At 54.8% G+C, this 15,087-nt stretch carries 7 protein-coding genes; 3 read left to right on the top strand and 4 right to left on the bottom strand.

Annotated elements, in window-relative coordinates:
* Positions 1–3: 3 nt before the first annotated feature.
* Together KZO34_RS01910 and KZO34_RS01905 are read right to left on the bottom strand one after the other, a co-directional pair.
* The gene (locus KZO34_RS01910) at positions 4–6,594 is read right to left on the bottom strand and encodes a polyketide synthase (RefSeq protein ID WP_219472773.1); all 6,591 of its coding nucleotides are present in this window, start codon (positions 6,592–6,594) and stop codon (positions 4–6) included.
* 182 nt (positions 6,595–6,776) lie between these two features.
* Positions 6,777–7,517 (bottom strand): 4'-phosphopantetheinyl transferase family protein, encoded by a 741-nt coding sequence (locus KZO34_RS01905; RefSeq protein ID WP_219472771.1) that lies wholly within the window; start codon positions 7,515–7,517, stop codon positions 6,777–6,779.
* A gap of 164 nt (positions 7,518–7,681) precedes the next feature.
* Between KZO34_RS01905 and KZO34_RS01900 the strand changes: the two genes are divergently transcribed.
* The 3 genes from KZO34_RS01900 to KZO34_RS01890 all read left to right on the top strand — a co-directional run bounded on the left by KZO34_RS01900 (position 7,682) and on the right by KZO34_RS01890 (position 10,728).
* Positions 7,682–8,539: a cupin-like domain-containing protein gene (locus KZO34_RS01900; RefSeq protein WP_308318751.1), complete on the top strand. Its 858-nt coding sequence runs from the start codon at positions 7,682–7,684 to the stop codon at positions 8,537–8,539.
* Positions 8,540–8,787: 248 nt separating this feature from the next.
* On the top strand, positions 8,788–9,792 hold the full coding sequence (locus KZO34_RS01895; protein WP_219472768.1) for a GNAT family N-acetyltransferase: 1,005 nt from the start codon (positions 8,788–8,790) through the stop codon (positions 9,790–9,792).
* A 24-nt stretch (positions 9,793–9,816) separates the two neighbouring features.
* Entirely contained in the window at positions 9,817–10,728 is a 912-nt protein-coding gene (locus KZO34_RS01890; RefSeq protein WP_219472767.1) for a formyl transferase, read from the top strand.
* A 1-nt stretch (position 10,729) separates the two neighbouring features.
* On the opposite strand, the gene xrtA is transcribed toward KZO34_RS01890, so the two are convergent.
* Positions 10,730–12,238: an exosortase A gene (xrtA, locus tag KZO34_RS01885; protein WP_219472765.1), complete on the bottom strand. Its 1,509-nt coding sequence runs from the start codon at positions 12,236–12,238 to the stop codon at positions 10,730–10,732.
* Positions 12,239–12,341: 103 nt separating this feature from the next.
* Positions 12,342–15,041, bottom strand: a complete 2,700-nt coding sequence (locus KZO34_RS01880) for a tetratricopeptide repeat protein (RefSeq protein WP_219472763.1) — start codon at positions 15,039–15,041, stop codon at positions 12,342–12,344.
* Between the last annotated feature and the right edge of the window lie 46 nt (positions 15,042–15,087).

The raw sequence follows: 15,087 nt of genomic DNA, 5'->3' as shown, positions 1-15,087 counted from the left end.
CGGTTAACCTGCCCATTTTTCGAACTGGTTCTTGTCCGTCTTGGAAGGGATATACCAGGCGGCCTTTCCGGATTCATCACGCCCGAGTCGCGCACCCGCGACCGGAGGTTTTGGACTGCTGCCATTTCCCGTCTGGACTGAATCCTGATTTGTCGGGAAAAAGTCCATGGCCATCATCTCGTCCATGGCCTGCTTGAAGGCCTCGACAATACTGCTTATGTCAGCATCACTATGGGCCGTTGTGATGAACATCGGGCGTGCATCCCAGATATGAATACCTTTCTCGCGCAGGATGATGTAGATCAGCTCTTCAAACGCGATGTCCTGAGGAATTTTAACCTTGCACATTGATCCGCAATTTTCGATTTTGACGGGAGCGCCAACCAGTTGTGCATACTGATTGATGTCGGTCACCATCTGGGTGGCCCGTTGATTGAGATCGGTCTGAAGATCGGGTTCATCGGCGAGACGCTGCAATACTGCGACCGCTGCCGCCAAAACCAGCGGGTGACGAACGAATGTTCCAGCAAAATAGGTAACCCCTACCTCTGGGGCGGAGTCGTCTCCGAATTGCCATTGGCCGCCGTCCAGGGCATCCATGAACTGGGCCTTGCCGGATATGGCGCCAATCGGAAGGCCGCCTCCAACGATCTTGCCGTAGGTGCAGATGTCCGCATTGATACCGTAATACCCCTGAGCGCCCCGCGGATGGATTCGGAATCCAGTGATCACTTCATCAAAAATCAGCGCAATCTGCTGGTCGGAGCAGAGGGCTCGCGCTTTTTCCAGAAATTCTTTCGGTTGAAGGTCGGGGTTGCGGCTCTGTACCGGCTCGACCAGTAGGGCGGCTATTTCGTCGGCGTGTTCACGAATGTAGGCCAGGGATTCGTCACTGCCATAATCGAGGACAATCATGTTTTCGACCGCCGCTTCGGGAATCCCGGCTGCCGCGGGGACCGCGAATCCTTTGCTTCCCCGGGTGACAATAACGTCGTCATGGATGCCATGGTAGTCGTTTTCAAAGATCACGACCTTTTCCTTGGCAGTCACTGTCCGGGCCAGGCGCATGGCTCCAAGAACCGCTTCAGAACCCGTATTGCAGAAGGCCACCCGCTCGTTACCGGTGATCTGGCAGAACAGGCGAGAGGCATCGGCAGCAAGGGGGTGTTGGGGGCCAATCTCGTAGCCCAGGTCAAGTTGCCTGGAAATCGCCTCTTTGATGAAGGGCGCGGAATTGCCAAAGAAATTGCTGCCAAATCCACAAGTGACATCAATCAGTTTCCCGCCGTCAATGTCCCAGAGATAGGGGCCTTCCGAACGCTCAACCACAATCGGATAGATAACTTCCTTGATGACATTGCGAAAGCCCGATACGACCCTCGGGTCTGCCAACTGCTTCCGATTGTTCTGGGCGAACTCTTTGGACGCCGCAAATCTGGTGTTATAACGCGCTGCCAGCTTTTCAAAGTTTTCCCGCTGCTTGACCGTCATCTCATTGCTGCGCTTTACATTGATGCGCGTTCCGGCCCCGAAGGGCTTGAGAGGCGAAGAGTCCGGGGCAGTGCCGGCTTGCTTGGCGGTTACCTGCTCAGCCGGGGGCTGGGCGGGCGCCGCTGCTGCGGGTTGGCTGGATAGCGAGGAAAGCAACGTCAGCTGTCCCTGCAGGATCTGCATCTGCTGCTGCAGGAGCGACTGGATGTCGCTGGCTGATCCCGTCGGCGCTGCAAAGGCTGGTGAGGGGCTGGACAGACTATGAGGGATCGCTGTCTGGGTTTCACCAGGGCTTGGGGCTTGTTGGGGGGGCGGTGAAACGCCGGATACACTCTGAGTCGTGTTCGCGCCGGCCTCTGCCCCCTGGCTGACGAGGTACTCGGTCAACTTGTCGAGATTCCCGCAATCATTGAGAAGCTGTCGGAATGTTATGTTTACCTTGAACTTTTTCTTGATCTTCAGCGTCGACTGAGTCAGCAACAAGGAATCGAGCCCGAGTTCAAAGAACGTGGCGTTGCCATCGGCCTGACTGAGGTCGATGCCGGAAATATCAGAAAACAGAGTGCGCAATGTTTGAGGAATGTCGTCTTTCATGCTTTGCCCAGCCGAATTCTGTAATTTAGCGATAGCAGCCACCTGATCAGTGGCAACTGCGTTGACGGAGGCATCCGTTGTTGCCGGCATAGCCGGCTCCGGTTCAATGACGTGGGTGCGATGCTGGAACGGGTATGCCGGCAGTCGGACACGAAGTGCCGGATTTTCGGTTCCGCAGGGCCACTCAACCGGCAAACCAGCACACCAGGCCTGGCCGAGCCCCCGAACAAACGACGCAAGTTCTTTGTCGGGTTCCCCGGCGGCGGAGACCAGCGGAATCATGGCTAGATCGGACTTGTCATCCAGATTTTGCAGAGCCATTCCGGAGACCGTGCTCTGGGGCCCGCACTCCAGAATCACCAAATTCTTCAGTGTTCCGAGGGTCTGGCAGCCTTTGAGGAACTGCACAGGCTGGCGGATCTGATCGGCCCAGTAGTGAATGTCGGTGGCCTGTTGGTCGGTTACCCAGTCGCCGGTCACACAGGAGATAAACGGTAATTGAGGCGGGTTAAGAGTTACGTCCTCCAAACGCTGGATGAAAGCCTCAGTTGCAGCATCCATGGCGGGTGAATGGAATGCGTGAGAGGTATTTAGTCGCCGGAACTTGATGGCCTGTTGTTCCAGGGTACTGGCGGCAGCGGCAATGGCCTCGTGCCCCCCGGACAACGTACACGAATCGCCGGTATTTTCCGCAGCGATAACGACGCCTTCCGGTAACAGTGGAGTAAGTTGTTCGGCGTCGGCGCGAGCCGCCAGCATTGATCCTGATGGTTGAGCCTGCATGACTTCACCCCGGGTCATAACCACCCGAATAGCCGTCGGTAAATCGAACACACCCGCCATTGTTGCTGCAACAAGCTCGCCGATACTGTGGCCTATAGCTGCCTTTGGCTTGATCCCGATGGCGCTCAGTGCAGCCGCCAGTGCATACCCGATGCAAAAGAGACTGATCTGGGTCTTTTGCGTGTCTTTCAGCGGATCACCAGATTCAAACACCAGCGAACCTATGTCGAGTGAATGTTGGGCTTGGAGTATGCCTGCACACTCGTCGAACGCAGCACGGAATGGCTGAACGCTGGCGTAAAGGGCGTGTCCCATGCCGGCAACCTGGCAGCCCTGGCCCGGAAATGCGAGGACAACTGAAGGAGCGGTAAATGCGGTCTCCGTATCTTCGGCCTCTTCGATCATGGTAATCAGTTCATGAACGTTAATTGACTGGGGCAAGGCCAGCCGATAACGAAACGCGCGACGGTTGTTGATCAGGGCAGTGGCGAGATCTGCCCGTTCGGACCGTCCACTGGTCTGATTCAGAAGTGGCTGATAGCTGGACAACAGCGCAGATAACGCGTTTGCCGAATGGGCACTGAAACACAGTGGCACCCATTCGGGTGTTTCCGCGTGACCCGACGGCGGTAGTGGTTCGATGCCTTTGAGCAGCACATGCGCATTGGTGCCACCGATACCGAAGGAGCTGACACCGGCAATGCGCTCTGATTTGGGTTTGTCCCAGCTCCGAGCGGTTTTCGCGACAATAAACGGAGTCTGGCTCAGGGACAGTTCCGGATTCGGGGTCTCAAAATTGATCGATTGCGGGATCTTGTCGCGATCAATGGAAAGGGCACATTTGATGAGCCCGACAACGCCCGCGGCAGCAGTAAGATGACCGAAATTGCTTTTCACCGAACCCAACTGGCAGAACTGCTTGTTTGGCGTGTACTCGGCAAAGGCCGCGCTCAGTGCCGATACCTCAATTGGGTCACCGATCGGCGTGGCGGTGCCATGCGCCTCAATATAGCCAATACCATCAACGTCAAGGTGGGCGTCGTTGATGGCGGACTGAATGACGGATCTTTGACCCTGAACACTGGGCCCGGAAAAACTGCCTTTCTCCGCACCATCGTTATTGACGGCGACGCCGGTGATCGCGGCGTAAATGTAGTCCCGGTCTTTCTCAGCTTCGTCCAGACGTTTCAGGACAACCAGGCCGCCACCATCGCTAAAGACCGTACCCGAACTGTCTTTATCGAAGGGACGGGTATGACCATCACGGGTATAAATGCTGCCTTCCTGGTGGGTGTGGGGTTGTTGCTGTGGGAACGTAAGAGAGGCGCCGCCAGCAATGGCAATGTCGCAACGCCCCTGCCGGATGGCCTGAACGGCTTCCGCCACGGCCACCAGTGACGTTGAGCACGCACTGTGGATGCTCAGTGCCGGACCTACAAGGTTCAGTTTGTGGGCGAGGCGGGTGGCCGCATAATCCTTCTCGTTCGCCACCATCGCCTGCAGGGCTCCATAGTCCTCCAGCTTTTCCTGATTTTTCAGGACATTGTTAAGGTAGTAGGTGTTGTTCCCGACGCCACAATAGACCCCAATTCGACCAGCAAACTGCTCAGGGTCGTAACCTGCGTTTTCCAAACCATGCCAGGCAAGCTCCAGCAACAAACGCTGTTGCGGGTCGATGAATTCGGCTTCTATGGGGCTGATGCCAAAGAATCGGTCATCGAAACCCAGGGGGTCATCCAGAATCCCGCGGGCATTGACGTATCCGCTGCTACTGTCCGTGGGTTTGAAGAAGGTGATGCTTTCCTTGCCCTCGATGAGATTCTGCCAGAACGCGTCCAGTGAGTTGGCGCCCGGCACGCGCAAGGACATTCCGATAATGGCAACATCACGGGTTGTCTGGGCACCGTCCCCGTGAACGCGGCTCTCCGTATTGCCAGTCACCGGTGTGGCATGGCGGCTAACCGCATAGTTGAGAAATTGCCCAACGGTTCGATACTGGAACAGGGAATAGACCGGGATGGACAATCCCTGCTGCGCATAGAAAGTCGCAGCAATTCGGTTGGCAGCCAGAGAATCCATTCCCCGGTCCTGCAGATTGTCCTCGGTGTCCAGATCGGCAAGGTTCAGTTCGGCCTTGACGATCGCGAACAGACGCTCGAAAACATCGTCCTGTTTGGCCGGGACGGTTTGTGCGGTCGCGGTTTCCAGTGATTCCAGCATTGATTTGCGGTCGATCTTCCCGGACGGGGTCTTTGTGAGCTGATCAACCCAGTAAAACCGGCTCGGAATCATGTAGACCGGTATCGATTCCTGAAGTTTATGCTTCAGGGAAACATCGATGTCGTTGCAGCCGTTCTCAGCCGTAACGAACGCCACCAGCTTTTTCTGCCCGTTGGTTTCCTGAACAGCCGCGGCAGCCTCAAGGACCAGGCCTGTGTCCAGCAGCCGTGCTTCAACTTCACTGAGTTCAACTCGGTAGCCACTGATTTTTACCTGGTTATCGATGCGGCCGCGGTACAGAAGCTCACCCCCATCGTCGCGGCTGACAAGATCACCCGTGCGGTAGGCGCGCTGTCCTTTTCGGGTCTGAAGTGCGATGAAGCGTTTTTCGGTCTGTTCGGGGCTGTTTATGTAGCCATGGGCCAGCACGGGACCGGCAATGTACAGTTCCCCGACTTCGCCCTCGTCAACGGGGTTCTGCTGCTCGTCCAGAATCAAAAGCTCTGCGCTGTCTATGGCTTTGCCGATGGGAGGGAGTGCGGGCCAGTTATCCGCAGGCCCATGGAGTTCATATTCGCTCACCACATGTGTTTCACAGGGACCGTACTGGTTACTCAAGGTCACGTTCTTGAGGGCATTAAAGGCGGTACGTAATTCCTTGCTGACGACCAGCTGTTCCCCCGCGGTGATCACCTCCCTGAGTGATGCAGGGTAGAGCTTCAGGCGATTTGCCCACATCACCAACTGAAGCAGCGCAATGTAAGGCAGGAAAATCCGCTCGATCTCATTGTCCGCAATGAACTCGAGCAGGCGCCGGAAGTCCTGCTTCAAATCCTGATCAACGAGATAAAGGGTTCCGCCCTGGGTCAGGGTGGAGAAGATCTCCTGGAACGAGACATCGAAACTCAACGCCGAAAACTGAAGGGTCCTGTAACGGGTGCCCGCCTCATAGTGATTGTTTTGCCAGGAGATCAGGTTGTCCAGAGTGCCGTGATTCATCAGAACACCCTTGGGCTTGCCAGTTGAACCGGATGTGTAGATCACATAAGCATCCGTGTCCGGGCTAATCGGAGCCGACTGAGGTCTGGGCTCTGGCAATTGGCCAAACGCAGTATCTCGAAGATCCAGGTGGGCTCCAACTGGCGCCCTGAACTCATCGTTGTCGGTGATGGTAAGGGCCGCTTCGGCATGGCTGACCATGTAGTTGAGACGATCTTCCGGATACAGTGGGTCGAGCGGCAAGTAGGCACAGCCATGACGAAGAACGGCGATCATGGCCGTAATAGCCAATTCACGGTTCTGGGTATGGATAGCGATCGGAGCGCCCTGGGGCACACCCATTTCGGCTATTTTTGCCTGGATGGTGAGCGCGTTATTGTAGAGATCTGCGTAGGAAACCGTCAGGTCTGAACCGCGCAGGGCAGTGGTATCGGCAAATTCCTGAGCCGTGTGTTCAAACTGGGCCAGGAAGCCGGGTACGACATGGGGAGACTCTCTAGCATCCATCTCTCTGCCTTCCCTAGATAGAGATCAACGAACACGGCCCGGCCATACTCCTTGCCGAGGGTCATCTGGCTCGGGAACTTAGCGCCCAGGCCAGTTGTTACAATATGTAAACTAGCATAGCAAACAGTATTGCGCTATACCTCGCGCGGAGATCTTGGAGGTAGAAAAAGGAGGTATAGCTGTCAGTTCTCAGAGCGTAAAATGCTGGCAGTCAGTAACCCGAACTCTGTTGCAATTACGATGCAGGGGATATGAAAAGGCAACCCGTCGATTCGTGCACTGATGCAATGATTTGACACGGTCAGATGGATCTCGAGCAAATCCATGAAGCGGCCGATGTGGACAGATATGGCTTTGACAACGGATTCTTTGATACTGAAAACAACTGCGGTGACAGGAGCGTCCGGGAACCGGCTTCCCAGAATGGTTTTCTCATCAGGGTGCATGAACAGGCTTGCGATTTCAGAGTCGACTTGGTTCGGGTCCTCTATCAGATCAATGCCAATACCCGCAACGTCCCTCTCATGGCCGACGATAACGGCCCCGTACCGCTGATCATGAGTAATCGATCCGATGGCCTGTGCTGGCCAGATGGGGTTGCCCAACGGGCCTCGGGCAATGGCCTGAACCGGAAAACCTGCACGTTTCAGTGCCTGACGGGCCAGGTGCCGTCCCGAAAAGAATTCCTTCCTTCGTTTTGCCAACGCCTGTTGCATCAACTGTCTTTCGCTGGCATAGGCAGAGTCGTTCTGGGTTAGTTCCTCCATGCACAGGTACAGTGTCGCCTGGCTGAAGTGCCTCAGACGCTTTTCAATTGCTTCGGTATGGTCTGTAATCATTGGATAGCCATTAACTCCATTTGCGCCAGGGAACAGATCCAGCAGTGAGGTGGCAGAACTTTTGGCGCCAGCCTCCATGTTCATGGCAACAAAACCTGTAGTGGCCTCGGAAATATTAGGCGTTGGTTGTGCTTGCAGCTTACAGGACCATGGCATATCGTTGAATTATTCCTCGCCAGTTGGCGTAAAAGCAGGGCTTGGCTTTTACAGGGGAATCGGACCGTTTTAGTTCGTTGAAAAGGGATGTCATGATGAACTTATTTGATCTATCTGCACCGGAAGCTATTGAATCTATTCCTTTCCCTACTGATCAGGATGGGTTGCTACCGTTTATCCAGAGGCGGCAGCCGGTTTTGCTGGATGGGGTCCGGGAAGCCTTGCCTTTTACACGAAACTGGAACTACGAGTTCTTCAGGAATGCACTGAAATCGATCCGGATTCAACGCAAGTCCGAAGATGGTATTTATCATTACCTCGGCTTCGAGCGTATTCCGATGCCCGATTTCAATCAGGTCATGGAAACCACCCAGAATGGCTATGCCCTGGAACCGCTCAAGGGGCAGGGCGTTTCGGGCGATCTGCCGCCAGAAATTGACGTGTCTCTTCCGCCTTTCGTTCCAGAGTCGGGTTTCCGGGTTTCGAACCTGTATATCGGGCCGGGGCAGAATAAATCCCTGCTTCACTACGACGAAACCCACAGCCTTCTGATGATGCTTGAGGGGCGCAAGCGATTCATTCTTTTCTCTCCCGATCAAAGCGACTGCATGTATCCGTACAGTCCCTTCAGTCTCAAAGCGCTCCTCGAGAACCGTGTTGTTGACAGTAAGGTTGATTGTCAGGAGCCGGATTTCATCCGTTTTCCCAAACTCAGCCAGGCAAAAGGGCTATCGGGCTGGCTGGAAGAGGGGCAGGCCCTATTTATCCCGGCCGGTACCTGGCACTTCATTGAGGCTGAGGGGCGCAATGTGTCGGTCAACTACTTTTGGCTTCAGAACAGTCTGAAAGATTGGCTGAATCAGCCGTTACTGGACTTCTGGATCAAACGCCGAGCCATCGACGTGCTCGACCAGCTCCGCAAGGTTAAACATCGGCTCTCTGCAGCGTAGTTCCGGCATAGCGCTTGCCAACGACAGGAATGCTTCACTTTATCCAGCAAGGAAGGTGATGTCGGTTTTCTGGACAGGAGAAGAACTCATGAGTGGCGCTAACCCTTTAATTATAAATAGGAAATCCTGAAGCTGTGGAGTTAGAGATAATCCGGGGGGAGGAGGATTTTAATCGCATACAACCGGAATGGGATGCCTTTGTCGCCAAGTTGGCCCCCACCCCTCTTCCATTGACCCACGACTGGCTGTTGGCCTGGTGGAAAGCGTTCGCCGTCGATATGAAGATGGAGTTCAGGTGCGCCTATAAAGATGGTGTTCTGGTTGGCATCGCGCCTCTCGTTCGAACCCGGGAGCGGTACAGAGGGGTTCCGATCACGCTGGTAAAGTTGGCGGCAAATGGCCACAGCCCCTATTCATCCATCGTTGTTGACTCCTCACTAACGACCTCTGAAGCGGAACAAGTCTATGCAGCGTTAACGCAGATTACCTCCAGGGAAGTGGGGCTTTTCTTCAAAATAGATCAGGCGAGTGAGCTCAAGCGGTTTCTGACCGATAGATCCAAGCCCGGCCACGAAAGGGTTCTTGAAAAGCCCAGTCTGCGTACCCCGGTCGTCGATATCGAAGGTAGTTGGAGCGAGTTCTACCAGTCAAGATCAAGAAGTCTCAAGAAAAGCCTGAATCACAAACTCAACCGATTCAGGAAGAACGGCGACTTCACGATCGACCACGAAAAAATCACGGGTGCCGATCAGCCAATCATTGACGAACTCATTGCCATTTCAGCGAACAGTTGGAAATCTTCGATCGGTAACGACTTGCGGTCCAATCAGCGGAGCCGGCATTTTCTCCTCAACCTTGTCGGGTCTTTTGGCAAGTCCGGGGGGTTGAGCGCATGGATCGTCCGACATAAAGACACCCCGGTGGCGTTCGAGCTCCATTTGACCTTTGACAATGTTGTTTACCCGATTCGCGCCGATTACGACGATCGCTTCAAGGCCTATTCGCCCGGGTCGGTGCTTGAGTATTCCGCCCTGAAAAGTCTCTTTGAGATGGGGCAACACAGGCAGTACTACACATGCGCCGACGACTATTGGTATCTGAGTAAATGGACCACGGATTACAGGAATTTCTGTTCGGTCGAGCTGTTTGGAGACAGCTTCAAGCTGCGCACGCTCTACTTTGTTGAATATCGATTGATTCCGGTGATTAAACGGGTCATCAGATCAACGAAAACCAGATTTCGGACCGCCTGAACACACCAGAGGGAGATTGGATCAATGCGTACAGTGGTCGTGGTAAGTCAGGATAAGTCGGATATCTTTTTCGCAAATCAGCTCATGAAATACCTGAATGTCGTAGGGGTAGTGGTCGAAAACCAGATTCCCGAAAGAGATCGGTCGTCCCTGTTCAGTAAGGCCGGGAAGTACGCGAAGGAACCCCGTGTATTTTTCCAGAAAGTACTGGAAGTCATGGACCGGAAATTGATCGAGGGACAACAGGATTACAATCGGCCGGAGAACGCCCTCGACTTTGGTGAAGAAGGCCATACTCTGATCCCGGTGGGCCAGGTAGAGGTCTTGCGTACCGAGGGAGTCAACGCGATTAACGACCCGGAGTATCGGGCCTGGATACAGCGTTTGCAGCCCGATGTTATCTCGGTCTGCGGAGCCTCTATCATGAGGGCCGATCTCTTGTCCCTGCCCACCCACGGTGTTCTGAATTTGCATGGTGGGTTGTCCCAGTTCTATCGGGGTTTGTTTACGACGGACTGGGCTGTCCACAACCGGGAACTGGAATGCGTCGGTGCAACCGTCCATTTCGTGTCCGAAGGGGTGGACGACGGTGATGTGGTGTATCAGGGGCGGCCGGTCATAGCCGAAGGCGACAATCCGAACACGCTTTACGAGAAAGTGGTGAGATTGGGTGTGTCGATGATGGTCCGGGCGATTTTTGATCTAGAGCATGCAAGGTGCCAGCGGACGAAACTGGAAACGAAGGGGCACCTTTATCTGCATGACATGTTCAACACCCAGGCCAAACGCGCGACTTGGCGTCGGGTCCGGGAGGGCGCCATCACTGAGTACCTTGCGAATAAACCCGAAAAAGACGCACGTGTTTTGACCGCGCTGATCAACGAATTTCCGGTCGAAGAAGCGTCTGAGGCCACCCGGCTCTCAAACGCTGGTTGAGTTATTGCAGAGTGCTGTCAAGGAACCGGGTAAAGGCCTGGCGCTGCTGTTCACAGCCTGAGCTTTGTGAAACTTCGCAGCGCCCAGCGAGCGCCCAGAGAGCCCCTCGGCTGTCCCCCGTTATTTTTTTCAAGGCTCCGGCTACCTTGGCCTCGAGTTTGGAGTCTGTTAAAAAACCGCCTACGTCGTACCAGGACCAGACAATAACCTGTGAGCGGTCCTGTCGGTTCTGGATCACCGTCTCATTTATGCGATTGGGGCTCAGAAGGTAGGCATCTCCGAGGTCCCGCTTGGCCGTTGAAACCAGTCGCCAGTCAGAGCTGTCGAAAAGCTGATTCTTGTAAAAGATCAACTCCTTGTTTTGGTTCTGGTTTCGGTATCCGGTGATCTGCAACTGGACCTGCTTGAGGTCCTCAGAAACGTATACACCGCTGAGGTCTATGTCTGGCCGAGAGAACTCGGGCTGCCAGACGTTGGCGTGTTTCAGCGGCCCTCGCCAGTCTGAACCGCCTTCAACAAGTTCCGGGTTCCAGGCCTGAGCAACTTTCTCTGTTTTCGCCTCAAGCGCGATGGGTACCAGGGCCGGCCAGATGATCAGGAGAGAGGCGCCGATGGGCCAGAGAGTCGACGTGTGTTTCGCTGTCGGCTGGGACGACGGTTCTTTCGAACCGTTTTTCTCCGGGCTGCCTCGTGAGTCGCCTTCCAGTCTGGATGAAATGAAGAAAACAGGGAGGAGGGTAAAAATGATGAATATCACCCAGCCAAACAGCTCGTGGTCCTCCACCAACGAGGTTTCCATGTTGGTGTAATGACCCGCTGCGATGATACCGAAAACCCTGATCCAGTTGGCCAGCAGGGAAAAAAGACCTGCCGCAATGATGAGCATCGCTTTCGCAGCGAATGAGCGGTAGTAAAGCTGTCCATAAAAGGCACCAAGAAAAAGGGCAACCATGAGGTACCGTACGCCGCTGCAGCCACCCTCCACCAGGAAGGCGCCCACTTCCAGAGTTATCAGGAATTCGTTGATGGTCGCTTCGATATCGGCCAACTGAAGAAAGATATTGTTGAAGAAGACAGTGATGTGCTGGAGTATAGGCGAAAAATCGTCCCAGACGGGGGCGGCGAAAACCAGCAGCATGATTGGCCCGCCGGCCACCTTCAAGAAGTCCCGGCCCCAAATTGACCATCCCCAGAGTAAAATGAGGATGGGTGTTAGCAGAAGGCGGAAAACCCGGATATCGGCCGCCTGGGAGAGTAGCAGGGCAAAGCTGGCGCCAGCTAACAGTACGATTGCGAGGGGCGAGCCATTGATTGTCAGCTGTCGGAGCGCGTCCCTACGGACGTAGAGCAGATACAGCGTACCGGCGAGAACCAGATACCCGTGGTTGTAAACGATGGAGTCGTACCAGAGACTGAAATAATCCAGCCACTCGGACCACAGGCTGACGACCAGCAGTGGGATAGCGAGTACCCAGAGGTAGTGGCGGGAAAAACCGGGACTGGCACTCATAAGTTCCTTTTACTTAAACCGTCTGCAGTCTATAGCAGCTCAAAGATACCCTAAATTGGCACCTTATCACAGGTCTTCCGAGTCCCGGTTTTTCCGTTAGCTTTCAACCCTGTTCGCCAAACTTCTTCAGGATCCTCTGGGCGGCCGAGTTCATTCCGACTACGCGGTAGGCTTCGGCCAGGTGTCTCGCTATCTCTTCTGAATCCGGCTGAAGTTCGTGAGCCTTTTCTAGCACTGGCACGCTCTCGCGATGGTTGCCGGACTTCAGCATTATCCAGCCGTAGGTGTCTGCGATGGCCGCGTTTTCCGGACTGAGCTCATAGGCACGTTCGGCCAAAGGAACGGCTCTTTCGTCACCAGTCTTGTGGTAGAGCCACGCCAGATTGTTCAATACCACGGTGTTGTCCGGCATCGATTCCAGCAATACCTCGTAATTGGACATGGCGCTGTTGTCTTTCCCCGAGGATTGCTGGAGCAGAGCAAGGTTGAGTCGCAGCTTGGTATTGTTGGGGGTGCTTGCCAGTTCAGACTCCAGGTAGGCGAGGGCGTCGTTAATTCGCCCTGACCTTTGCAGGTTTCGGACGTAACCGGTAACGATTTCTGCATTCGAGGCTTTGCTGATGGCTTCCCGATATAGTTGGGCGGCCTCCTGGTATTTGGCCTCACTTTCACGATATTCGGCTTCTGTCAGGTAGGGGCGGGGTGAGTTGGGGTGCTGATCTTTGGCTTCACTGAGAATTGCCATAGCTTCTTCCGAATGGCCTTTGTCGAAGGCCTGTCGGGCAGCCTGCAGGGTAATCTGCTCATTGGTCGGAAACAGAACGCGGGCCCGTTCCAGGACCGAGGTGGCTCGCTCGTCGTCCCCACTACTCTTCAGATTCGACACCACGTTGTTGTAGATATCCGCAACCAGGTGTGAGGCGGGCGAAGGGGTATTCTCTTCGGCGCGTTCAAGCAGCGATGCGGTTAAGTCGTTTGCGGTTTCACTGTCGTTGTCGAGCAGCGCGATTTCCAGGAGTATCAGGCGAGGCCCTGTTGCATCCGGGCTCTGTTCCAGAATCTGTTGCATGAATTGTTGTGTCTCTCCCCGGTCCTGTAAGGAAATTATCCCCTGCAGAGCCTGTGCGCTGTCAGGGGCGAGCTGGACGGCGTTCTGGAACTGATTTTGGGCTTCTGTCCGGTTATTCTGAACGAGAGCCAACTTGCCGAGGGCGATCAATGGGGCCGCGGACTGAGGGGCTTTCGCCCGCGCGTCCATAAAATACGTCCGGGCTGCCTCCAGGTCGCCTGCATTGACCGCAAGATTGCCTCGCGTGATCAGCGCTGAAACGCTCTCAGGCCGGGTTTTGATCCAATCATCGGCCGTTTGTACCGCAGCCTCTCGATTGCCCGACCCCAAATGAGCCTGAATAATAATGCTGCGCGCCTGATCAAGGTCAGGCGCCGCTTCTCTGACCAGCTCCGCCTGGCGGATTGCCCGTTCATGTTCGCCCCGCTGATTCAGGTAGCCCGCATACCGCAGCCGGAGCTCATAGTTGTCGGGGTTGATGCCCAGCGCCTTTTCCATCAGCGCCTCGCCGGTTTCCACGTCCCCATTCTCAAGTGCGGCTATGGCCACCAGAGTAAGAATTTCAGGGTCGGAGTCACCGTTTTTCAACTCCGCAAGGGTTGTTTGTGCGCCTTCCGGATTACCCATCTGGAGCATGGTGGCTGCCAACATCTTACTGGCAATTTCAGAGTTACCCGTCTGGGCGATGGGAGCTAGCAATTCCTGCGCTTCCTCGGCCCTCCCTTGTCGAAAGCGAATAAGGCCCAGCATCAGAACGGATTGTTCGTGGTTGGGTGCCTGTGCCAGAACCTCCTGCAGGTAGCTTTCTGCTTGAGCCAAATTGCCTTTCTTCAGGGCATCATCCGCTGCAATCAGGTTGCTTCGGATCTTACCTGGCGGTGACTTGGCTAGAATTTCCTCATAGACGTATGCTTCCGAAAACTTGCTCTGAGCACGGAGTACCCGAATCAGTGCGGAAATCGTGGTGTACTTCCTGGCGGTCATTACGTCGTACTGACCGATGTCTTCCAATGCCCGGATATAAGCATCCTCGGCTTTCTGCCAGTCTTCGTTGAGGTGCGCTTTTTGGGCTTTCCACAACCAAAGCTCTGCATTTTCCTTGTCGATTTCTTCTGCTTCCGCCACCAGTTCCCCGGATCTATCCTCGTTGCCGGAGGTCAGCGCAACCTTGGAGAGGCCAATCAAAGCATCAACAGAGCCTGGGTCGCTTGAATGGGCCGTTTCGTAGGCTTGCTTCGCTTTTGCGACTTCACCCGTACCCAAGAAAATCTGGCCTTTCAGCAAAAGAGCTTCGACTTCGATGTCGTCTTCAGGAGAGGTGAGTTTGGCAAGCGCGGTCAGTGCGTCATCAAATTTACCCTGTTTAAGGTTGGCCTCTGCCAGAATCAGGTTGGCTCGATTCTGGAGCGTCGGGCTAATGTCTTTTTCGGACATCCTTTCCATTAGACGATTAAGCTGGCGCTCGGCGTTGACGGCGTCGCCGGCCGTGAGCAGGTTATCGATGATCAGGAAGTACGGTTCGAGATTGTCTGGCTTCAATTCAATGGCGCTTCGTGCCTCCTGGGTACTGGCTTTGAGTTCTCCCTGACGCTGGAAGAACCGCGACTGGTCCAGGTGGCTTAGGTGCTGGATATCTTTCTGGGTCATGTCGCTGTCATCACTGCCGCATCCCGCAAGGGACAGGGCAATGATGACGGAGAGAAGGGTGGCACGTACTGCTACAGCTGGTTTCATGGCCCTGGTCCTTTTCCTTTCGGGTCTTAATATGAACATCCTGATG

This window comes from Marinobacter sp. F4206, from assembly GCF_019392195.1.
Lineage (GTDB): Bacteria > Pseudomonadota > Gammaproteobacteria > Pseudomonadales > Oleiphilaceae > Marinobacter.
This window is presented reverse-complemented; position numbering and strand designations above follow the sequence as displayed.